The sequence below is a fragment of the Chitinophaga caeni genome (assembly GCF_002557795.1).
Lineage (GTDB): Bacteria > Bacteroidota > Bacteroidia > Chitinophagales > Chitinophagaceae > Chitinophaga > Chitinophaga caeni.
The window spans coordinates 3,695,348-3,717,599 of sequence record NZ_CP023777.1; the positions used below are offsets into that span (position 1 = coordinate 3,695,348).

A 22,252-nucleotide genomic window follows, 5' to 3' on the forward strand; every position below is an offset into this window, starting at 1 on the left:
AATTCGACAATTCACCCTTAATTTTCTACCTTTTACTAAGTTGATTATTGAAATTTTGAATTAATATATAAATTGCACTCAATTTCATACATTATCCAGGAATACACCGATTGATAAGTTTGAAGTTACTAATTTGAGCATCTCAACGTAACAGTTTGATGTCAACTAAATAATCTAACACATCTCCTAAAGAAACCTACAGAGGTAATACGCTACAACGTACAGTTGCCCCATGTGTAATTACCAATAATAGTTGTACCACATCCCATGAATGATCTGAGTAAAAGATCTTAAGGCATTGTATTGCCCTATGGTCCTTATAATTAAGTGTTTTATTGATATTTAACTATAACAACAATTACCAGGTTTTTCAACAATTTCTGTATGAAAAAATTCTACCACCTACTTCTCCTTTTTGTGCTCACGAGCATCTCCACTGCTTTTGCGCAAACTGGAATCCTAGACCCCAGTGATCCCATCGTGATTTACGATGCTCAAAATCCGCCAACAGCGCCTAATTGGGGCCAGATGGCTAAATGGGTAAAAACAAATCGCGTGGGGTTTTCAACCACGAATTACAAATCCTATATCTACAAGGGTTTGCAATTCCGTTTACGCTTCCCCAAATCTTACCAACATGGAGTGAATGACGGTAAGAAGTACCCCATGATCATCTTCTTCCACGGTATCGGTGAAAAAGGTACCGATTATGACAACGAGTACCAATTGTACCACGGTGGACAGAAACATGACCAGATGGTAACCAGTGGCGACTACGATGGTTTCTTATTCTATCCGCAAAACAACTCCGGTTACTTTGGTGCAGGCGATTATGCTGTTATCGTGGAATTAATTAATAACTATTTCGTACCCCAAGTTAAACTGGATATCAACAGGATCTTCGTTGAAGGCTTGTCCGGTGGTGGTGGTTCTACCTGGGAATTCACGATAGCTTACCCGAAAATAGTAGCTGGTGCTGCGCCGATAAGCGCGGCAAGTTTGAGTTTTGGAAACTCCGTAAATGTTTATAAAAATATTCCTATCTGGAATTTCCAGGGTGGTGTTGATACCAACCCGGATCCCGGAACTTCCGAAGCATTATACAATACTATTAAGAACGCCGGTGGTAACATCAGGCGTACCGTATATCCGACCCTTGGTCACGGTGTTTGGAATAATGCCTGGGCTGAGCCGGATTTCTTCCCCACGGCAGCCAGGGTTAATAAAGCGAATCCATGGCCCCTGTATGGCCGAACTGAATTTTGCGCCAATGAAACGATTAACGTAACCCTGATGTTGACCCCCGGGTTCGACGGTTACGAGTGGATGAAGGATAATAACGTGATCAATGGCGCTAATGCTAATACTTATGTAGCCACCGGTCCCGGTGTTTACAAGTCACGCATTAAACGTGGTACTGAATGGAGTGACTGGTCTCCTACCCCGGTTACAATTACCGTTTTGACGCCGACTCCCCCGCCAACGATCACCGCTCCCGGATTGGTAAGTAATGTATTACCTACCCCTGCCGGAGTAAGCAGTCTCGGCATGGAAGTGCCTAGCGGATTTTTATCTTACGCATGGAAAAAACTTCCAGATACAGCGACCGTTCTCGGAACTAACCGCACCTACACTGCTAACAGCGCGGGTGAATACGTGGTAAAAGTTGTAGATAACCAAGGTTGCTCTAATGCTACATCCGCACCGTTCAAAGTGGTCAATGCTTCCGGTTCTAACGGCCCGGCTGCGGCTTCCGGCTTAACAGCTGTACCGTTTAGTGAATCCGAAATACGCTTGTATTGGAACGATCAAGCGAACCAAAGCTATGATGAGACAGGATTCGAAATCTACCGTAGTAAAACCAGCGGTAGCGGATACGAATTAGTAGGGATTGTTGGTACAGGTGTTACCAACTATACTGATGGCGCTTTAACGCCCAATACGAAATACTATTATATCGTTCGCGCGGTAAACAATAATGCTGCTGCGGCTAATAGTAATGAAGCTGCCGCAACTACTGAAAATGGTACCGTGGTACCGCCTTCTGCTCCGGGTAATTTAACCAGTACCGGCGCTACGCCAAATTCCATTAGCATTTCTTGGACAGCATCTACCGGCGACGCTCCAATCAGCAAATACGATATTTATGCGAATGGCGTGAAATTATATACCGTTAACGGAGATGTTACCAGCTATACTTTATATAATTTAACCCACCAGCAAACTTATACGATCAAGGTAATTGCCCGGGATAACCGCGGTATTTCTTCTGCTCCAAGTAACCAAGTTACAGTGGCTGCTAAGGCTAGTGGTTTTACATATAAATATTATGAAACCGCCGCTTTAAGCAAATTACCGAACTTCAATACATTAACTCCCAAGAAAGTTGGTACCAGCACTACATTAGACTTGAATGTAAAAGACAGGAACGATAATTATGCTTTCTTATGGGAAGGTTATATCGTGATCCCTGTTTCCGGTAACTATACTTTCGAAACTTATAGCGATGATGGTAGCGCATTGTATTTCGGCGCTTACGATCCGAATACAACTCCAACTGTGAACCATGACGGTTTGCACGGTTCTACCTACTCCCCTGCTACTACGCTGAACCTAACAGCTGGTCCACATAAGATCACCGTAGTGTTCTTCCAAGCAGGTGGAGGCTCTAGCATGCGCTTATACTGGAAAAATACTGCCAACGGTGTTACCAGCAGGCAGCAAATCCCTAGTTCTTTCTTTAATGAAAGCATCACGATCTCCGGGAAACCTACCGCTCCTTCCAGCTTAACTGCTACTGCTGCTACTTACAAGAAAATTAACCTTTCTTGGAACGACAACAGTAACAACGAAACAGGCTTCGAAGTGTTGCGTTCTACCGGCAGCTCAGGTCCTTTCACGAATATTTACACCACTGCTGCTAATGTTCATACTTATAGCGACAGCTCTTTAACTGCTAGCACTACCTATTATTACAGGGTTCAAGCGGTTAATAACAGCGGTACATCAAATTATGTATCGAAATCAGCTACTACCTTGGGCTTACCGAGTCCCCCGGTAGCTGCTACTAATTTGTTGGCAACGGCTGTAAGCACTTCTAAGATCCAGGTAAATTGGACCGATAATGCTACGAATGAATTGGCTTACGAGATCTACCGTTCTCAGCCTAGCAATAATAATTATGTTTTGATTAAAGTATTGCCTGCTAACGCTACCGCTTTCACAGACAGTTTATTGAATGCTAACAGTATTCATTATTACAAGGTGAGAGCTAGGAATGACGGTGGCAACGGCAATTATTCCAACGAAGACAGTGCCAAAACGCAAAATAACTTGCCGGTATTAACGGGCGACTTATTTGATCGTACTATGCGTTATGGCACTACTTTGGAATTGGCCCTTTCTGCAACGGATGCAGATGGAGAAACGCTCCAGTATTCTTCTGTTAACTTGCCGTCTTTTGCTAGCCTGGCAGATCATGGTGACGGTACTGCAACCCTTAGCTTGAACCCGGCTTCAACAGATCAGGATACTTATAATAATATCCAGATCAAGGTAACGGATCAAAATAATGGTGTTACTACTAAGTCGTTCAACCTAATCGTGAATGACAACTATGTACCAAGCATGGCAAGCATCTCTAATGTTACTTTGAGTGAAAACGCAAGTGATGTTATCAACCTGGGCGCTTCCGATACCAACGGTAGCGATGTGCTGACCTGGTCTGCAACAGGTTTGCCGGCATTCGCAACGTTGAATGGCAACGGCAATACTGCAACTATTAACCTGAACCCGGGCTTCAGTGATGCCGGTACTTACCATGTTACCGTTTCAGTGAATGATGGAAACGGTGGTATTGACCAGAAATCTTTCGATCTGACCGTCAACGATGTAAATCCAAACTTCAAGGTTTACGTGAACTTCTGTGCATCAAACGGTGTAGCTAACGCTCCTTGGAACAATACTGCCAAAGCCCCGGTACTCAACGATTGGTTCAATAATTTGAAAGACGATAACGACGTAACCACGACATTAGGTCTGAAAGTCTTGACCAACTGGCAAAATATCGGTGGTGGCGATGCTACTAACCTATTAGGTATGTACACCGGCAACAACTCCGGCGTGTATCCTGATGCGGTAATCAGATCCGCTTACTGGACTCAGAATGCAAAACAAACACTACAATTAACCGGTGCGAACCCGAACTATAAATACACCTTCACGTTCTACGGAAGCCGTACTTCCCCGGGCGGAACTGTATCTAGGATTACTAAGTACACTGTTTCCGGTCAGTCCGTTAACTTGGAAGCTATCGGTAACGCATCCAATACCGTAAGTATCCCGAATGTTACCACTTCCGGTTCTACGATCAATATCGACATTGAAAACACGAATGACCAATACGGTTATTTGAACGCGATGGTGATCGAAGCTACTTACGATGACGGTAATCCTCCGGCAACGCCAAGGGATGTCGTAGCAACAAATGTTCCTACGGGAGTTCAATTAAACTGGACGGATGCCGCCTTCAACGAAACAGCTTACTATGTATACCGTTCTACTGCTGTAAATGGTTCATACGTACTGTTAAACAATGGCGCAACCAATGCTAATACAACTAGCTTTGTAGATCAAACTCCGTTAGCTAACAATACTTACTATTATTACATCCAGGGTATAAATGGTCATGGAAATGGAGTTCCATCCGATACTGTTTCTATCTTGACTGCTAATAAGAACCCGGTACTCGGCAATATCAGTGATTTATTGATCAATACCGACACCGTTTATTACATCCCTGTAACAGTACAGGATGATCCGGGAGAAACGATTACCTTATCATCTACCACGTTGCCGAATTTCGTAACATTGGTTGATAACGGTAACGGATCCGGTAACCTTGTTATCTCAGCCGGAAGTACCGATATCGGTAAATACACTGGTATTTCCTTGATCGCGAAAGATGCCAATGGTGGCGCTGATACGGTGAACTTCGCGATTACGGTGAAAGACAAGAACATGACTTCTTATTACGTGAACTTCAACCAGGTATTGCCTGCTGCTAGTCCATGGAATAACTTTAACAGCTTGCCAAACGCCAATACTGGTATTAGCAGCATCAAGGATGAGACCGGCGTTACAAGTGCTATCAATGTAACCTTGCTCGATGCCTTCACCGGCGCCAATGACCTCGGTGTGAATACAGGCACTAACAGCGGTGTTTACCCGGATGAAGTTCTCAGAACCTGCTTCTACGAAGAAACGACTACAGCTAAACGTGTTCGCATCTCCGGTTTGTCTAGCGGTCTGAAATACAACGTGATCTTCTTCGGTAGCCGCGGTAGCGTTTCTGATAACCGTACTACTGATTACACGATCGGTAGCACAACGGTTTCCTTGAACGCAGCCAGCAATGCAACGAATACCGTTCAAATCAACGGTGTTACCCCGGATGCAAGTGGTTATATCACATTTACAGTGAAACGCGGTAGCGGCGCTAGCTATGCTTACCTCAGCAGCATCGTGTTACAATCTTACGTGGATAACGGCTTACCGGTGGCTCCAACAGGATTGTCCGGCGTGGCTAACTCCCGTAACTCCGTAACCATCAAGTGGACTGATAAATCTAATGATGAAGTTGGTTTCGAGGTGTACCGTTCTACTTCCGTAGTAGGTCCTTACACTTTGATCACGACCACTGCTGCAAATGCTACAACATACACCGATAATAACTTGGCAGCAAATACCCGCTACTATTACAAGGTACGTGCGAAAGTTAACGGTAGTACATTCTCCGAATATTCAAACATTGCAACTGTAAGTACCTTGATTTACGGTGTGTACATCAACCTTTCTGTTGATAACGGTGCTGGCAGCCCATGGAACAATACCATGATCTTGCCGTATGTTGGTCAACAAATCAACAATCCATACGATGATGTTGGTAACCCGACAGGTATGTTGATCACAACCATGCGTGGATTTACAGGTACGAATAACGTGGGTATGAATACAGGCAATAACAGCGGTATTTATCCAGATGCCGTAATGTCTGAATCATATTATGTTGACCGTGGTGATACAGCGGTATTGAAACTGACAGGTTTAAATCAATCTTACCAATATTCATTCACCTTCTTCGGTTCAAGAGATGGTGGCGGTGAAAGAACTACGATCTATGAAATCGGTAATACCACCGTTAATTTACAAGCTGCTTACAATACGCAAAATACGGTTACGATTCATAAGATTGTACCGAACAGCGACGGTGAGATAGTGATCAGGATGTACGGTTCTCCAACAGGTCAATATGGTTACTTGAATGCATTGGTAATCTCTGCTTCACAAAATGATGGTACCGGGCAAGTTCAAACATTGAACACCACGTTCTACGCTACCAAGGATGCGATTGGTAAATTGAAACAGAAATTTGACCAGGAAATTGAAGAAACAGTGATCGATGTAACGAACGTATATCCGAATCCATTCCAACGCGATGTGTATATCCAGTTGCAGAAGAAAGTAGCCGAAGGCCGCGTGATGGGTGTGTTGTACGATATGCAAGGTAGACCGGTTCATACACAAGTGTTCGGTGACCTGGGTGCAGGATCTCATTTCTTACAATTGAGTACCGGCCAAGAGTTACCATCAGGTATGTACTTGTTGAGAATCATTGTAGACAATAAACCTGTTAAAACGATAAAATTGATCAAACAATAAAATAAAGTATTACAGGGTTGAAAAAATCCGGTTGTACAACCGGATTTTTTCAGCATTATCTTATTAAAAACTTTTATACTTTAAAGATAACATCAATATGGACCTGATTTATTTGCTTAAGTCGCTGCTAAGGAGGAAATGGCTCATTATTATCTGTACGTTGGTTGCAGTGGTCTTAGCGTTTTTGTTAACCATGAATCAGCCTCAATTGTACCGCTCTGTTGCTCAAATAGCAACGGGCTTTACTACGAATGACCAGGTGAAGTTGCGCGAGGAAGGATTCAATATTTACGAGATCGATGTGAAGTTTAATAACGTGGTAGAAGCTTTTAAATCTTCTAAAGTGCTGGGTTTATTAAGCTACCACCTCATGATTCACGACTTGGAAAACCCCGCTAAATCTTACCGCAAACTAGGCGCCGATGAAAAGCAGGAAGTGGCCAAACTTAAATTAAATAATGAAGAGGTTATTGAGATTTTAAAGAATAAATACACGAATGAAAAATTATTGAGCTCTTTCGATCCCGAGGAACGAAGGATACTTGAGCTAGTCAAATTATATCAATACGACCTGGAAACGATCCGTAAATTTTTACATGTTGGCCGCGTGCAACGGACCGATTTCATCGATGTGGTGTATAATTCCAGTAACCCGGAACTTTCTGCCGAAGTGGTGAATCAAATTTGTGCTGAATTTCTCCGTACCAACGAATCCAGCCGTACCCAAAATACGTTGAAGTCTATAGATGCGTTGGATGTTTTGGTCAAACAAAAAAGGGATATTCTCGATTCTACCCTCGCCCGTTTACGCACGAAAGGTACGATCGATGTTTCCGTTGAGAGTAGCAGCAAGTTGGAACAGATTTCCAACTTCGAAAACCGCGTGGCTGATGAACGTTCTGCTCTGATGACTGCCCAATTGGGATATAATGACATCAAGCAGCAGTTAGCTGCAATGGATAGAACCAGCGGCGCTACCACGACTTCCGCTCCTAGTACTTTAGGTGCTGAAGTGGCGGCCGCCAAATCATTGATGAATGCCGCCTACTCCGATTATGTTAACAAGGGATCTAATGACCCGGAATTATTAGCGAAGTATAAAAGATTGCAAAGTGACTACAATAAAAAATTATCACAGCTAGCGAGTGTTAGTCCTGCTTCCAGTGGAGGAACGGTTGTTACTAAAGCGGATTTGCAACAACGGTTAAATGACCTGGAAATACAAATCAAAACCGCGGAAAGTAATATCGAGAGTTATAACAGGAAGATCTCCCAGTTAAATGGTAGCATCGGTGCCGCTGCTTCCCGTGGCGCCAATAATATTGCCCTTCAAAAAGAGGTTGATCTTGCCCAGGCGGAATACGAAGCGGTAAAATCCCGTTATGATGCAGCTACCAACAGTAAAGTAGCTCCTTCCGATAACTTTAGGCAAATACTTTTTGGTCAACCCGCGGTAGAGCCTGAACCGAGTAAAAGGATTATCATCCTTGGACTTGCCGGTATGAGTATGTTCGTATTTTGTTGTATCGGGATTATATTCCTGGAGTATATCGATGTTTCTATCAAAACTCCTTCCCAGTTTACAAAAGCATTGGATCTGAAGATGCTCGGCGTAGTAAACCATGTTAATTTCAAGAAAACAACGATCGATCACATCTTCGATAACCCGGGTGAGCATGCCAGGGATCAGTCGATATTCCGGGAGCATCTCAGGAAATTACGCTACGAGATTGAAGCCAGCAACAAGCAAGTATTCTTAGTAACAAGCGCGCGCCCGGGCGAGGGGAAATCTACTATCATCAAGTCCTTGGCGCATATATTTAGTTTGAGTAAAAAGAAAATTCTGTTGATCGATTCAAATTTCAACAACAATTCTCTTACCCGTGAATACGGGGCGAAGGCTACATTGGAAAGCTTCCAAGCAAATATAGTAGATGGTAGGATAAGAAATTTAAATGATGCCGTGTCTCCAACTAATATCAAGAATGTGGATATCATCGGTTGCGAAGGTGGTAATTATACGCCTATGGAAGTTATTTCTGAAAAAAACCTCCTGAATTACCTGGACAAAGTTGCGAAGGAATACGATTTTATATTCATGGAAGGTGCGGCATTAAATGGCCGTTCTGATAGTATGGAGCTGTTGCAATATGCGGAGAGCGTTATTTCAGTTGTTTCGGCTAAATCAACTATCCGTCAAACCGACAAGGAATCTATCCAGTTCTTGCAAGAGCTGAATGGTAAATACACCGGGGCTGTTTTAAATAACGTGGAACTCCAGAATATCGATTTATAAAATATTGACGTTTTCGTCGACCGAATAACCTGATTTGAAACCATGAGATTGAAGTTTTACCAAGACGTATTGAAACAAAGTCGTTTACCTTGGATTGATTATGCCCGGGGTATCGCTATCATACTCGTGGTGTACCGTCATATTTTCGAAGGCTTTTCCAGGGCCTTGGATGGTGTGGATCAATATGCATACCTGGAGCATGCCAATATCATCTTTTACAGCTTCCGTATGCCGCTTTTCTTTATACTGTCCGGCATATTCATCGGCAAAAGCCTACAAAAACGTTCCGTTCAGCAAATCATTATTAACAAGTTTAATATTTTACTCTGGCCCTACTTGATTTGGGCGACCTTGCAAGTTTCCTTGCAATTCCTGGTGTCGCATTATGTCAATATTAATGCAACGAGATCTTGGATCGATTATATGTACATCGCTTTATATCCAAGGCAGATTGACCAGTTCTGGTATTTGTATGCTTTGTTTAACGTGACCGTTCTGTACGTCATGGTGCGACAATTGGCCAAGGTCAAGATCGGATGGCAATTGGCAATCGGCTTGGTAACCTTTTTTATCTCCAGTTATCTATCGACCCATAAAATTGACTTGGGATTTATTTACGATATCCTGCATTATTATATCTTTTTTGCTATCGGTGACCTGGTTTCTAAATATATGCTCGATAAAAGCATGTATCCGAAGTTCAGTTCATGGCAGGCTTTCCTGGTATTGCTACCGATCTTTGTAATTGGACAATATTATTTCTTGGAAACGAACTTGGCACATGGCGATTATACCTACGTGGAAGCTTATGAACCGATTTTATTCATGTTGATAGCCACTTCCGGTTGCATCTTCATGTTTAATATTTCTTTTATCCTGCAACGCTGGGATATCTTCAAAGCATTGAGAGTGGTAGGTTACCATTCATTATACATCTACGTATCACATGTACTGGTAGCATCGGCTACCAGGGTATTACTGGTAAAATTGGGATTGACATACGTGCCGTTGATGTTGGCGATTTGCCTGTTCATCTCGATACTGGTGCCGATCGGCATCTATTACGTTGCATTGAAACTGGGCGCATGGTGGCTCTATAGCTTGGAGCGTCCGAGCGAATCTAAAATTGTTACACCTAAACCACAAATAGCCGGGTAATGGCAGATGAGAAAAAATATCAATATTGGATCACTTCCGGCGTTTACAGCGGGTTGCAGAAACTGGCTGTGCTGTTTTTCGGATTTGGAAGCGTATTGGTGCTTGTCCGGTTCTTGACGAAAGAAGAAATGGGTATATGGAGCTTGTTCCTGTTGATTACAGGGATGATCGAAGTAATCCGCCAGTCGTTAATCAAGAACGGTTTAATCAAATTCCTCAACAGTACGGATAGAAGCGAACATGTTTTGGTGAATTCTGCAGCTCTCTGTTTGAATATCGCTATTACCGTAGCATTCGCATTATTCATATTATTATTGGCACAACCTGCCAACGAGATTTTAAAGGCGCCGGGACTTACGCCGGTACTGTATAAATTTTTACCAGGATTATTAATCTTGATCCCCTTTTCACATTTTGAATGGATTCAAAATGCGAATGCCGATTTCCGCGGTATCTTCTGGGCTTACCTGGTGCGGCAAGGTTTATCATTCAGTTGTATCCTGGTGCATATTTTAATAAATGATGCCATTAACCTGGGCTCATTAATTATTTATTATAACCTGGGTATCATAGCCGGAACATTAATTTCTTACAACTTCGCACGCAAGTTCCTTCAAAAGGCTTTCGTATTGCAAAAATTATGGTTACAGAAATTATGGCATTTCGGGAAATTTGTATTCGGCACGAATTTCAGTTCGATGATTTTCCGTAATACGGATCAATTCGTAGTATCTTCATTTTTCAGCCCGGCGGTGGTGGCCCTGTATTCCGTTTGTATCCGTATCAGCAACCTGGTGGATGTGCCATCGCAAGTATTGGGCGATATTTTATTCCCCAAAAGTGCGAAAGTGGTGGAAGATGGAAACCTTGACAAGGTGAAATATTATTATGAAAAAGCTGTAGGTTCTTTATTGGCAATCGGCTTACCGGTGAGTCTTTTCATCTTCATCTTCCCTAAGATCGTACTTTGGATCATCGCGGGCAAAGATTACGTGGAGGCAGCAACCTTATTGCAAATCACGATGTCCTATTCCCTATTTCTACCATTCGTGAAGCAATTCGGAACAATTATGGATTCCACCGGCCATCCCAAGTTAAATTTTAAAGTATTGTCATTGATCGCGGTTCTTAACATAGGTATCTGCCTGGCATACTCGCATTTCTTCGGTGTGCAAGGAGCCGCTTTCGGGACTTTAACCTCGTATTTTATTTGTTTCATTATCACTTATAGCATCTTGGCCAAGAAGATGAAAGTTCAATTATTGAATGTATTTGGTTATATGCTCAGGTTTTATCCCGAGATGTTTGGAGTGTTTCATCAACGTTTACAATGGAAATGGAAAACAAGATGATTACCGGTCGCGATATCGTGATTGTTGGCTTGCAGCCATGGGATATTACCATCGGCAGTAATTGTAAGAATATGGCCATGGAATTGGCCAAGCACAACCGCGTGCTGTATGTAAACCGTGCATTAGACAGGATTTCTGCTTTACGGGATCGCAATGACCCCAAAACGAGAGCGCGGAAATCAAGCATCCGGAAGGATTCGGATGATATCGAACACCTATCGCCTAACTTGTACGTGCTGAACCCGAGAACAATTTTAGAATCGATCAACTGGATCCGTTCTGCAACCGTGTTCGATTGGATGAATAAACATAATAACCGTTCCATGGCCCGCGAGATTAATATCGCGATGGATCGCCTTGAGTTCGAAGACGTGATATTATTCAATGATAGCGATTTCTTCAGGGCTTTTTACCTGGCTGAAATGTTGCCGAAGGTAAACAGTACTATATATTATCTCAGGGATAACCTGGTTAGCCAACCGTATTTCAAAAGGCATGGAACAAGGTTGGAACCGCAATTGATAGAGAAAAGCATGTTGGTAGTAGCCAATTCGGCTTACTTGGCCAATTATGCCAGGCAGTTCAATCCAAATTCATTCGACATCGGTCAAGGCTGTGATTTCGACCAATTTAGCCTGGACGCAAAGCGGGAAAAACCGGCAGAACTGGAGGCTATCAATGAACCGATTATTGGGTATGTAGGGGCGTTGACGACAAGTCGTTTAGATATAGATTTATTGTATTATATTGCGTCCTCAAAGCCCCAATGGAAAATTGTGTTAGTAGGCCCCGAAGATGAACATTTCGAACAGAGCGAACTGCATCGATTGCAGAACGTTCATTTCCTTGGAGCAAAGCCGGTCAATAAGTTAGCTGATTTTATAAATGCATTTGACGTTTGTATTAATCCGCAAGCTTTGAATGATATGACTATCGGGAATTATCCCCGCAAGGTAGATGAATACCTGGCCATGGGGAAACCCGTAGTTGCCACTGCTACTGAAACAATGCAGATGTTTGCAGCCTATGCTTCCCTATGCAATACCCCGGAAGAATATGTGCAGGCTATAGATAGGATTTTAACTACCGCATGGCCGGAAGAACAGCGGCAAGCTGCCATCCGTTTTGCCAGGAGTCATACCTGGGAACAAGTCATAGCGGACCTGTCCAAGTATTTTTTTTGCGTAACCTCTAAAAAAGCAGCTTGATGGCGGACGATAAATTTAGTAACGATAGCATTTTAGAGATCATGGTAACTGTCTTTATATTCTTTTGTATGGCAGCCATCGGTATCAAGATTTTATTTTTTTAATCCTACTTTTTAAGTGCTAAAATTTGTAAAGCAGACATATAGATCCTTTGTCAACTTTTTGTTGGAAGTTTATTATAAGCAAATACAACTTCCGAAGTTGAATTCTCCATTAGGCTATGCGCTCCTGGTGATGGTAGCGATGGTATTTTCCGTGGCCATTGCGAAGATTAACTTCCTGGTAGGTGCGGGCATCATAGTGGGCTTATTTGGTATCACGGGGGTATTGATCTGCCTGTTTGAAACCAAGCTGGGCTTCTTTTTAACAACGACACTCTCCTTTTTCGTCTTTTACTTCAACAGGATGGTCGATGATGTGCTGCCCGTCGGCGCGGTGATTGACATCCTGATCGCTGTAAATTTCGTGGGTTTATATTTTAGGAAAACGATATCTCGGCGTGGATATTGGAATTATTCCAAGAACCCGATCACGTATATTTATATGCTGTTCATGGCATATTTATTAGTGGAAGCCTTCAACCCTTCCATGTATTCTATTTCAGGTTGGGTATTCGCATTCAGGAAGTTCTTAAACTTCCTGATGATTTACTTCGTGGCATTGAACGTTTTTGAAACTTTCGATGATGTAAAGCAATACATGAAGCTATGGTTGTTCCTATGTGCTTTTGCAGGGGTATACGGTATTTTCCAACAATGGGCCGGGTTACTTCCGTTCGAAGAACATTGGGTAACCAGCGACCCGCTGAAATTCAAATTGTATTTCCAAGGTGGTACCATCCGTAAGTTTTCTTTCCTGAGTGATCCTACATCTTACGGGATACTGATGGCGAGCGGCGCTATCATGAGTATAGTTTTGGCTATTGGCCCCGTCATAAAGAGGCACCGCAACTATCTTATCATTGCCACGGTACTGATGTTGATGGGCATGGCCTATTCCGGCACGAGGACGGCCTACGCGATGCTCCCGGCAGGACTAGTCCTGTTCGTGATGATGACAATTACCAGCAGGAAGACTTTGTTCTTCGCGATCGCATTCGTGATGATGTTCGTAGTAGTTGTATTTGGACCTTTCCATAGTAACGGGACGGTTAACCGTATTAGGAGTACTTTCGAGTTCTCAAAAGATGAATCTTTGAATGTGCGCGATGAGAACCGCCATTATATCCAGCCATACATTTGGGCGCATCCGATTGGTGGAGGGTTAACTACCTGCGGTGTTGGTGGTGAGATTTATAACCCCGGGCATCCCCTCGCCGGTTTTCCGCCGGACAGTGGATTTTTGAAACTAGCATTAGAAACAGGCTGGGTTGGCATTATCCTGGCCTGCGCATTATACTTTATCATTCTGCAAACCGGAATTCACCATTATTACAGGTCACGATCGCCCGAAATAAGATCTTATTATGTGGCAATTGTTGCCGGGATATTTTCGATGGTCGTAGCGAACTATGCACAGGTGGCAATCGGGCAGATCCCCGGAGCCTTTATGTTTTATGGCTCGCTTGCGATGCTGGTGAGACTGAGAGCATTTGATAAAGAAATTATTGAAAAAAAAGAACTTAATAAATCCGAATGAATATGAAAAAAGCACTTGCTGTATTGTTGTTTGTTGTATCATTCATGGGTGTTCGTGCACAGGTCGCTACGGATGCTTCTAAGATGGCGCCGCCACAGAAAACCATCCGTGAAAAATTGGTAGAATTGGCATTAGAAGGTCCTACTGTTAGAGGTACTGTAGCGGAAAGAAAGAAAGCTCAAGACTTGGTAGAAAGGGAAAAAGCACGTTGGCTGGATTACATCGTCGTGAGCATTAACATGAACGAAGTATCATTGAACCAATATGACAAAACGGAACTGGGTAATATTTACTACCCGCTTTGGAACGTTGGGATCAACATTCCCCTGGGAAGCTTCTTCGGTAAATCCCGCGAAGTTAGAATGGCTAAAAGAGGCGTTGAGATCGCTGATGCTCAAAGGGAAGTTACTGAAAGGAAACTGAAAGCCTTGGTATTGACAAAGTACGAAGACTTCTTAATGAAACAAGAGCTGCTCAAGCTTCAGAATGAAATTGCTGCTGATGATTACGCCGCATTTACTCAAGCCGAGCAGAAATTTTCTACCGGGACAATTTCCTACGAAGCCTACAGTGCCGCATCCAAAACGTACAATGCAGAACTTGTTAAGAAAATTATGTACGAGCGTGACTTGCAAGTAGTGAAATTGGAGATCGAGGAGATCATCGGTACCAGTTTCGATGAATTGTTGCAACAATACCAACGCTAGTAGTTTCCAGGGAGGCAAATCAATAATGACTATGCCTACTTTAATGATTTGAGATGAGATTTGCAATCGTTACCGCTTGCTGTCTTTGGCTATTCCCCGGTTTACAAACCGTCGTGGCACAAAGGCATCAACAAAAAATTGATATCAAACTATCGCCGGTACATACTAACCAGGCCTTGTTGCAATTGCCAGATGATTATGAAACAAGCGGAGAAAGTTATCCCTTGATCATGTTCTTGCACGGCAAGAGTAAATCGGGTACCAGCATTTGGAAACTTGTATTGGAAGGTATTCCTTATTGGTTGGATCAAGGCAAACGCCTGGATGCGGTGAACCCGGTGGATGGGAAGTTGTATAAGTTTATCGTGGTTTGTCCGCAAGCCTTGGAATGGGGCTTACATCCCGACCAGGTGAATTACGTCCTCGATCAGATCATTGCCAGGTACAGGGTGGATACCAGCCGGATTTATTTAACGGGATATAGCGCCGGCGGCTGGGCCACGGTAATGGCCATCACCGATAATCAAAAGCTGACCAACCGCTTTGCTGCGGCAGTACCGATGTCGGCAGCCGATATAGACAAACGTAATTTGAAGCAATTCAACCTGGTGGCCAATGCAAATTTGCATTGTTGGTATTTCGGAGGTACAGATGAATTACATTACCTGGAATCCGTAGAGAGTTATGCCGACAGTACTAACCGCTACCGCCCGGGTTTGGCGCAAGTGACGATAACACCTTACAAGCATTGCTGCTGGAAAGAATTATATGACCCTTCTTTTAAACAGGAAGGTATGAATATCTATGAATGGATGTTGCAGTATAAAAAAGAGTAAGTAAACGTTGCAGCATTCATTTTTATCAACGGACAAATATAAGGGGGCAGGTTTTTACCTTGCCCTTTTTTGCATACGCTGCGTACGCCTCCACGGGAAAAATATGGATAACAAAAAAGGTCACCTTCTTTCAAAGTGACCTCTTTCTATCAAATTTTGATGTAAGACTATAAGTTAAAAGCGGCTTTAATTTTATCCACGTAATCCAACTTCTCCCAGGTAAACAATTCTACTTCCACGGCTTTCTCATTCTTTTTACCGGTATTGAATACCTTGGTAACCACTTTATTTTCACGACCCATATGACCGTAAGCAGCAGTTTCGCTGTAGATCGGGTTGCGTAATTTCAACCTTTGTTCTATCGCGTAAGGACGGAGATCGAATATTTCACCAATCTTTTTAGCGATATCGCCGTCTTTCAAGTTCACTTTGGAAGTACCGAAGGTATTCACAAAAATACCACAAGGTTTGGCTACGCCGATGGCATAAGAAACTTGTACTAATACCTCGTCACAAACCCCGGCAGCTACTAGGTTTTTCGCGATATGACGGGTAGCATATGCAGCCGAGCGATCCACTTTAGAAGGATCTTTCCCGGAAAATGCACCACCGCCATGAGCGCCTTTGCCACCGTAAGTATCCACGATGATTTTACGACCTGTTAAACCGGTATCCCCATGAGGACCGCCAATTACAAACTTGCCGGTCGGGTTGATATGGTAAGTGATCTGATCGTTAAACAGCGCTTGCAAACTTGGTTTCAACTGGGCTTTTACCCTTGGAATCAAGATGTTGATGATATCATTGTTGATCTTCTCCAGCATCTTGGTATCCTCATCAAAGTCATCATGCTGCGTTGAAATCACGATGGAATCGATTCTTACCGGCACATTATCGTCGGAATACTCAATCGTAACTTGTGACTTGGCATCCGGGCGTAAGTATTGAATATCTGTATTTTCTCGCCTGATAGCGGCTAATTCTATCAATAATTTATGCGCTAAATCCAAGGCCAAGGGCATATAGTTCTCGGTTTCCTTGGTAGCGTAACCGAACATCATCCCTTGGTCGCCCGCACCTTGATCTTCAGGGTTTTGGCGGTCAACACCCTGGTTGATATCAGGAGATTGTTCGTGTATAGCGGAAAGGATACCGCAAGAATTACCTTCGAACATATATTCGCTCTTGGTATATCCAATTTTACGGATCACTTCCCTTGCGATATCTTGAACATCAAGATAGGCTTCGGATTTTACTTCCCCGGCCAAAACAACTTGCCCGGTGGTAACCAATGTTTCACAAGCTACCTTGGAAGAACTATCGTATGCTAAGAAATTATCGATCAATGCATCTGATATCTGGTCGGCCACTTTATCTGGATGTCCTTCCGATACAGATTCTGAAGTAAAAAGGTAAGGCATGAATTTAAGGATTCGTCGTTATTGTTTCGTATAAATAATTCGTACGTGCATGCTAGTGTTATTCTGCTCACCACTACCTCCCACTACAACGCGGCGTGAATCAACCTCGTAAGGAGATGAAGCTATCAGGCGGAACCCGTAATTCGTTTCCGAACCTTTCAACAGTAGTTGCATATACCGCGCAATATTAAATTTATATTGAACGATTTCCACCCCACCAACATTAGAAATGACGGTTTTTTGACCACCGAAACTCGTATTAGGGCTGGATGGATTTCCATAATCCACCACGTAACCCAAACTATCCATCGCTTGGTTAGCATATTTATAGAGCATCAGGTTATCGGGAGCTGTATAAATGTTGGCGTTAGGATCCATATTGATACTAGCCTGGTTGATTACCAACTCGGCTTGGTTAATGGCGGCATTAGCCGGGAAGTTCTCTAAACCCGGGATTTGCAAATTGGCATAAATACCCGGCGCCTCTTGCAAAAAGATCAAGCTATCGCCGGAAGCTTTCCCGGTATTGATATAATTAGCGGCTTGTGAACCGCTATAATTCCGTGCAAAAAAGTTCTGGTGACCGCAGTCGTAAATGCTGAAGCCAAAATGAGCCACGAGGGAATCTTCTTCCGAGTTTTTATATTGGAAAGAAATTTTTGCCCCGCTCATAGAGAGGTACAGCAATGTTCTGCCATTCACCGCGGTATCAGGTACCAAGGCCAGGCCGTTCATCCAGAGCCTAAAAGTGGAGTCCGTGTCAAATTCCGCCGCCCCGTTATTAGATTGCGACAGGAATAATTGCTTGAATGTATTGTTTAACGGGATCTTCAACGAAGGCCCCATGGTGCTGGTACCATAAATGAAAGCAGAGTCGCGGCATTGCAAGGCATTCACCGTTGTATTACCCCATACCACGCTGTTATTGATACCAAGTTGATGGAAATAACGGTAGCTGGAATCCGCTTTGAATGTCGGTTCATTCATTTGAACAACCTTGAAAGAAAGGTTGGCCATGGAGTCACCGTAAAACCCGGAGTACGGGATATACAGTATGGCCGAATCGATGGTTACACCGCTGCCTTTAAACCGGAAAGTATCGGAAGGTAAATCGAACTGGGCATAAGCTATGCCGTGTGACTTACCGAAAACATTGTCGTCCGTAATACTGCCGATCACGATATTCACATTAGATGGGCCACCCGTAAATACGGTAGAATCCGTCCTGAGAACATTGTTGACAATCAAGTTGGTAATAGTGGTATCGCGTACATTCACTTTATCGGTACCGGGGATGAGGTCACTACCTAAGATAGTTGACTCAGTGCAGCCGGAGAAAGATACTAGTCCGAAAGCGATTATCGCAAGACAGCTCAGGTAACTGAATTTGATCTTCACGCAGGTTGAATTTGATAGGTTTCGCTTGATGATTATTTACCGTTCAATTGGGTGTATAATTGCAGGTAATCTGCTAAATCTTCATTGTCCTTCTTGTAAGGAAGGATGATTTTACCTTTTTCAGCTTTGGCTTCGTCTACGGTTTTCTTATCCACTTTTTCACCTGCTAATATGATGGCATCCGAATATTTAACAGCGCCTTTGTTCAAGGCTGCATTGGTTCCCTCCTTGTAAGGTTCGAGGTCTTTTTCTTTGACCTGGTTACTGATGGCCGCTTTTTTCAGGAAGCTGGCCCCTAATTTTTCCTTGAAAGAGTTGGGCTCCAAGGAATAAACCGTCTTAGCGTTGGCAAATACGGGTTCTTTTTTATAAGCAGTTTTGAGATACAATGGAATCAGGGAAGTCATCCAGCCGCTGCAATGGATAATGTCCGGCGGCCATCCAAATTTTTTAACTGTTTCCAGGGCTCCTTTGCAAAAGAAAATTGAACGGGCGGCATTATCGTCGTAAAACTTACCCTGTTCATCTGCGAAAACGTGCTTCCTCTTGAAATAATCCTCGTTGTCCAAGAAATATACCTGCAAACGGGCATTCGGCAATGAGGCTACTTTAATGATCAGCGGGTAATCGTCATTATCAATAACAATATTGATCCCTGATAGCCTTACAACTTCATGTAATCGGTGCCTTCTCTCGTTAATTACACCAAATCTTGGCATGATGACCCTCACTTCCAATCCGGCTTCGTTTGATTTGATCGCCATCTTATTAACCATGGCCGCATAATCACTTAACTCTAAGTAAGGCGACATCTCCTGGGCAATAAAAAGAATTCTTTTCTTTGTGGACATTTAATGCTGATTATTAATGCAGTAATTTTTAATTTGGCTTGCAAAACTACGGATTTTTTAGCTAATATTCGGCTTTTTAACACTTTTAACATCCCTTTAAGCAAAGGTTTATGTATCTATTTAAGACAAAAAATGACTTGAACGCGTTCCTGGAAACGTATAAAAAGGAAGGGAAAAAAATAGGTTTCGTACCCACGATGGGCGCCTTACATGACGGGCATTTGGCCCTGGTTACCAAGGCCCGCATTGAATGCGACCTGGTGGTGGCCAGCATCTTCGTAAATCCAACTCAATTTAACGATCCGAAAGATTTTGAAAAATACCCCGTTACCATTGACCAAGATATCTTGAAACTTGAGTCTGCCTGGACCGATGTCCTGTTTTTACCATCCGTGTCGGAAATGTATCCTGAGGGTATTAATGCGCCACATCAAGTTTATGATTTCGGTTACCTGGAAACAGTGCTGGAAGGCGCCTACCGCCCCGGTCATTTTCAAGGCGTCGGTATGATCGTTCATAAACTCCTGGATCTTGTTCAACCGACAAGGCTCTACATGGGACAGAAAGATTTCCAGCAATGTATGATCATCAGGAAGCTTTTGGAAATTACCGGCATGCCTACCGAACTGGTAGTCGTGCCCACTAAAAGGGAACCGAACGGCCTCGCAATGAGCAGCCGGAATATGAGGTTAAGTCCCGAAGAAAAAGCGCTCTCTATAGCGCTTTACAATGGCCTGAATGAAATAAAGCAAAACTTTAATCAACAGCCTATAAGTGAATTAACCATGTTGGTAAGTAACAACTTACAATCTATTGGTTTTCAAGTGGATTATGTTTCAATTGTAAATAGCGAAACCTTCGAGGTACTGGATGAAAAAATTGATGGTAAGATGGTAGGATTGATCGCTGCCAAGATAGGTGAAATTAGATTAATAGATAATATGTATTTAAATTAAGTTATTATTACCGGGTAATAATGTATCGCTTTATAAGAATTGATCTATTGTTCTGGTTACTAATATTTTACTAATCCCGGCTATTGAATAAATGGCCGGGATTGTTATTTAACATCTTATTGTCATTACCTGGTATTGTGATTACTTCAATCATTATTTTTTTCTTTACCTTTGCGGACACTTTAAGCAGAACTATGCAAATTGAACTATTAAAAAGTAAGATTCACAGGGCCGTTGTTACAGAAGCTAACCTGCAATACGTTGGAAGTATCACGATAGATGAAGCCCTGATGGATGCCGCTAACTTGATTGAATACGAGAAAGTTCAAGTGCTCAATGTCAATAACGGGGAACGCCTTGAAACCTATGTTATCAAGGGTAAAAGGGATTCCGGTGTCATCTGTTTGAATGGCCCCGCTGCCCGCCTGGTGGCTCCCGGCGACATCGTCATCATCATTTCCTATGCTACGATGGATTTTGAAGAGGCTAAACAATATAAGCCGATTGCCGTTTTTCCTAAGGAAGGAAACAAACTCTAAATCTGTTCATGCAGTCAACGTCTAATCTACCGAGCGGTAAAGCCCCAATTTCCGGAATACTTAAAAACTTGGCGAAGTTTGCCCTGTTTTTAGGACTCGGTGTGTTGCTGATTTGGCTGGCGTTGAAAGATATCAGCGAGGAAAACCGTCACCTGGTTATTGATTCGTTTAAAGCAGCCAATTATTGGCTGGTGATCCCCGCATTTATTATCGGTTTTTTTAGCCATTTCGTGAGGGCTACCCGTTGGAAGCTGATCATGCATTCGCTGGGCTATAACCCTTCTACCTGGAATACTTTTTTCGCGGTCATGATCGGGTATTTAACCAATCTTGCCGTACCCAGGCTCGGAGAAGTGGCCCGTTGCGGCGTACTGGCCCGGTATGAAAAGCTTCCGGCAGATAAATTGGTTGGAACGATGATCGCTGAAAGGGCAGTTGACTTACTTTGTTTGGGCTTGCTATTTGTGATCACGATTCTTTCGCAATTGGGATTGGTTTCCGATTTCCTCCAGGACGAGATCCTCGGTCCATTGAAAGATAAAGTAATGGCGATGAGCGCCTTGAAACTATCCCTGGTTTTTATCGGCCTGCTTATCTTTATACTAATAATTCTATTCCTGCTCCGTAAATTTTCCCATTCCAAAACAGCTATCAAGTTAAAAGAGTTGATCCGGGGTGTATGGGATGGCATTTTGTCTATCACCACGATGGAGCGTAAGGGCATGTTCGTCTTCCAATCGCTGTTGATCTGGTTTCTTTATTTCGCCATGATGTACGTTGGTTTTTACACGATGGGAGAAACGAGTCACCTCGGGGTGAAAGCTGCCATGTCATTATTGGCATTCGGAAGTATCGGGATGATCGTAACACCGGGTGGTATCGGCGCGTACCCGTTACTGATAGAGAAAACCTTATCTATTTACAAGGTGGCGCAAGTGCCGGCATTCGCTTTCGGCTGGATCATCTGGGGTGCGCAAACCATCTTGATTCTCATTTTGGGCCTATTATCATTTGCCCTTTTACCTATTTACAACAGGAAGAGGGTTAATTCAAATTCACTTTAATACTCCCAAAGGCTCTACCCTATTCTTTCTCAATGAATTGTGAATAAATCTTCGGCGGAAAATCAGCAATAAAATCGTAATTTAATATCTAGTTAATATGCAATTCGT

Annotated in this window: 14 protein-coding genes; 11 read left to right on the plus strand and 3 right to left on the minus strand. The window is 43.0% G+C overall.

Translation table 11 applies throughout. The features are described from left to right. The first annotated feature begins 384 nt into the window (after window positions 1–384). The 8 genes from COR50_RS15485 to COR50_RS15520 all read left to right on the plus strand — a co-directional run bounded on the left by COR50_RS15485 (window position 385) and on the right by COR50_RS15520 (window position 15,915). Entirely contained in the window at window positions 385–6,720 is a 6,336-nt protein-coding gene (locus COR50_RS15485; RefSeq protein WP_098194825.1) for a fibronectin type III domain-containing protein, read from the plus strand. A gap of 97 nt (window positions 6,721–6,817) precedes the next feature. Then, on the plus strand, window positions 6,818–9,016 hold the full coding sequence (locus tag COR50_RS15490; RefSeq protein ID WP_098194826.1) for a polysaccharide biosynthesis tyrosine autokinase: 2,199 nt from the start codon (window positions 6,818–6,820) through the stop codon (window positions 9,014–9,016). A gap of 42 nt (window positions 9,017–9,058) precedes the next feature. Continuing rightward, on the plus strand, window positions 9,059–10,174 hold the full coding sequence (locus tag COR50_RS15495; protein WP_098194827.1) for an acyltransferase family protein: 1,116 nt from the start codon (window positions 9,059–9,061) through the stop codon (window positions 10,172–10,174). After that, the gene (locus COR50_RS15500) at window positions 10,174–11,526 is read left to right on the plus strand and encodes a lipopolysaccharide biosynthesis protein (protein WP_098194828.1); all 1,353 of its coding nucleotides are present in this window, start codon (window positions 10,174–10,176) and stop codon (window positions 11,524–11,526) included. Before COR50_RS15495 ends, COR50_RS15500 begins: the two co-directional genes overlap by 1 nt. After that, on the plus strand, window positions 11,505–12,734 hold the full coding sequence (locus COR50_RS15505) for a glycosyltransferase (RefSeq protein WP_232516184.1): 1,230 nt from the start codon (window positions 11,505–11,507) through the stop codon (window positions 12,732–12,734). Before COR50_RS15500 ends, COR50_RS15505 begins: the two co-directional genes overlap by 22 nt. Before the next feature lie 201 nt (window positions 12,735–12,935). Next, window positions 12,936–14,372, plus strand: a complete 1,437-nt coding sequence (locus COR50_RS15510) for an O-antigen ligase family protein (protein WP_157760906.1) — start codon at window positions 12,936–12,938, stop codon at window positions 14,370–14,372. Window positions 14,373–14,374: 2 nt separating this feature from the next. Further along, on the plus strand, window positions 14,375–15,079 hold the full coding sequence (locus COR50_RS15515) for a TolC family protein (protein ID WP_157760908.1): 705 nt from the start codon (window positions 14,375–14,377) through the stop codon (window positions 15,077–15,079). Window positions 15,080–15,132: 53 nt separating this feature from the next. Then, complete coding sequence (locus COR50_RS15520; protein ID WP_098194832.1) at window positions 15,133–15,915, plus strand: carboxylesterase family protein; 783 nt, start codon at window positions 15,133–15,135, stop codon at window positions 15,913–15,915. 167 nt (window positions 15,916–16,082) lie between these two features. Here the strand turns inward: COR50_RS15520 and metK are convergent, their stop codons facing one another. From metK to COR50_RS15535, 3 genes are read right to left on the minus strand one after another with little or no spacing between them, the layout of a single operon-like run. Continuing rightward, a complete protein-coding gene (metK, locus tag COR50_RS15525) occupies window positions 16,083–17,336 on the minus strand; it encodes a methionine adenosyltransferase (RefSeq protein WP_098194833.1) in 1,254 nt (417 codons plus the stop codon). An 18-nt stretch (window positions 17,337–17,354) separates the two neighbouring features. Next, entirely contained in the window at window positions 17,355–18,734 is a 1,380-nt protein-coding gene (locus COR50_RS15530) for a DUF4270 family protein (protein WP_098194834.1), read from the minus strand. 32 nt (window positions 18,735–18,766) lie between these two features. Further along, the gene (locus tag COR50_RS15535) at window positions 18,767–19,585 is read right to left on the minus strand and encodes a glycogen/starch synthase (RefSeq protein ID WP_098194835.1); all 819 of its coding nucleotides are present in this window, start codon (window positions 19,583–19,585) and stop codon (window positions 18,767–18,769) included. Between the two features lie 110 nt (window positions 19,586–19,695). On the opposite strand from COR50_RS15535, the gene panC reads away from it, so the two are divergent. The 3 genes from panC to COR50_RS15550 all read left to right on the plus strand — a co-directional run bounded on the left by panC (window position 19,696) and on the right by COR50_RS15550 (window position 22,144). Further along, window positions 19,696–20,541, plus strand: a complete 846-nt coding sequence (gene panC / locus COR50_RS15540) for a pantoate--beta-alanine ligase (protein ID WP_098194836.1) — start codon at window positions 19,696–19,698, stop codon at window positions 20,539–20,541. 194 nt (window positions 20,542–20,735) lie between these two features. Continuing rightward, entirely contained in the window at window positions 20,736–21,080 is a 345-nt protein-coding gene (gene panD, locus COR50_RS15545) for an aspartate 1-decarboxylase (protein WP_098196268.1), read from the plus strand. 8 nt (window positions 21,081–21,088) lie between these two features. Continuing rightward, complete coding sequence (locus COR50_RS15550) at window positions 21,089–22,144, plus strand: lysylphosphatidylglycerol synthase transmembrane domain-containing protein (protein WP_098194837.1); 1,056 nt, start codon at window positions 21,089–21,091, stop codon at window positions 22,142–22,144. Window positions 22,145–22,252: the final 108 nt, after the last annotated feature.

Excerpts from the sequence above, each read along its gene's own strand:
- COR50_RS15485 (WP_098194825.1), top strand. The coding sequence starts at position 385 with ATGAAAAAATTCTACCACCTACTTCTCCTTTTTGTGCTCACGAGCATC.
- COR50_RS15490 (WP_098194826.1), top strand. The coding sequence starts at position 6,818 with ATGGACCTGATTTATTTGCTTAAGTCGCTGCTAAGGAGGAAATGGCTC.
- COR50_RS15495 (WP_098194827.1), top strand. The coding sequence starts at position 9,059 with ATGAGATTGAAGTTTTACCAAGACGTATTGAAACAAAGTCGTTTACCT.
- COR50_RS15500 (WP_098194828.1), top strand. The coding sequence starts at position 10,174 with ATGGCAGATGAGAAAAAATATCAATATTGGATCACTTCCGGCGTTTAC.
- COR50_RS15505 (WP_232516184.1), top strand. The coding sequence starts at position 11,505 with ATGGAAATGGAAAACAAGATGATTACCGGTCGCGATATCGTGATTGTT.
- COR50_RS15515 (WP_157760908.1), top strand. The coding sequence starts at position 14,375 with ATGAAAAAAGCACTTGCTGTATTGTTGTTTGTTGTATCATTCATGGGT.
- COR50_RS15520 (WP_098194832.1), top strand. The coding sequence starts at position 15,133 with ATGAGATTTGCAATCGTTACCGCTTGCTGTCTTTGGCTATTCCCCGGT.
- metK (WP_098194833.1), bottom strand. The coding sequence starts at position 17,336 with ATGCCTTACCTTTTTACTTCAGAATCTGTATCGGAAGGACATCCAGAT.
- COR50_RS15535 (WP_098194835.1), bottom strand. The coding sequence starts at position 19,585 with ATGTCCACAAAGAAAAGAATTCTTTTTATTGCCCAGGAGATGTCGCCT.
- panC (WP_098194836.1), top strand. The coding sequence starts at position 19,696 with ATGTATCTATTTAAGACAAAAAATGACTTGAACGCGTTCCTGGAAACG.
- panD (WP_098196268.1), top strand. The coding sequence starts at position 20,736 with ATGCAAATTGAACTATTAAAAAGTAAGATTCACAGGGCCGTTGTTACA.
- COR50_RS15550 (WP_098194837.1), top strand. The coding sequence starts at position 21,089 with ATGCAGTCAACGTCTAATCTACCGAGCGGTAAAGCCCCAATTTCCGGA.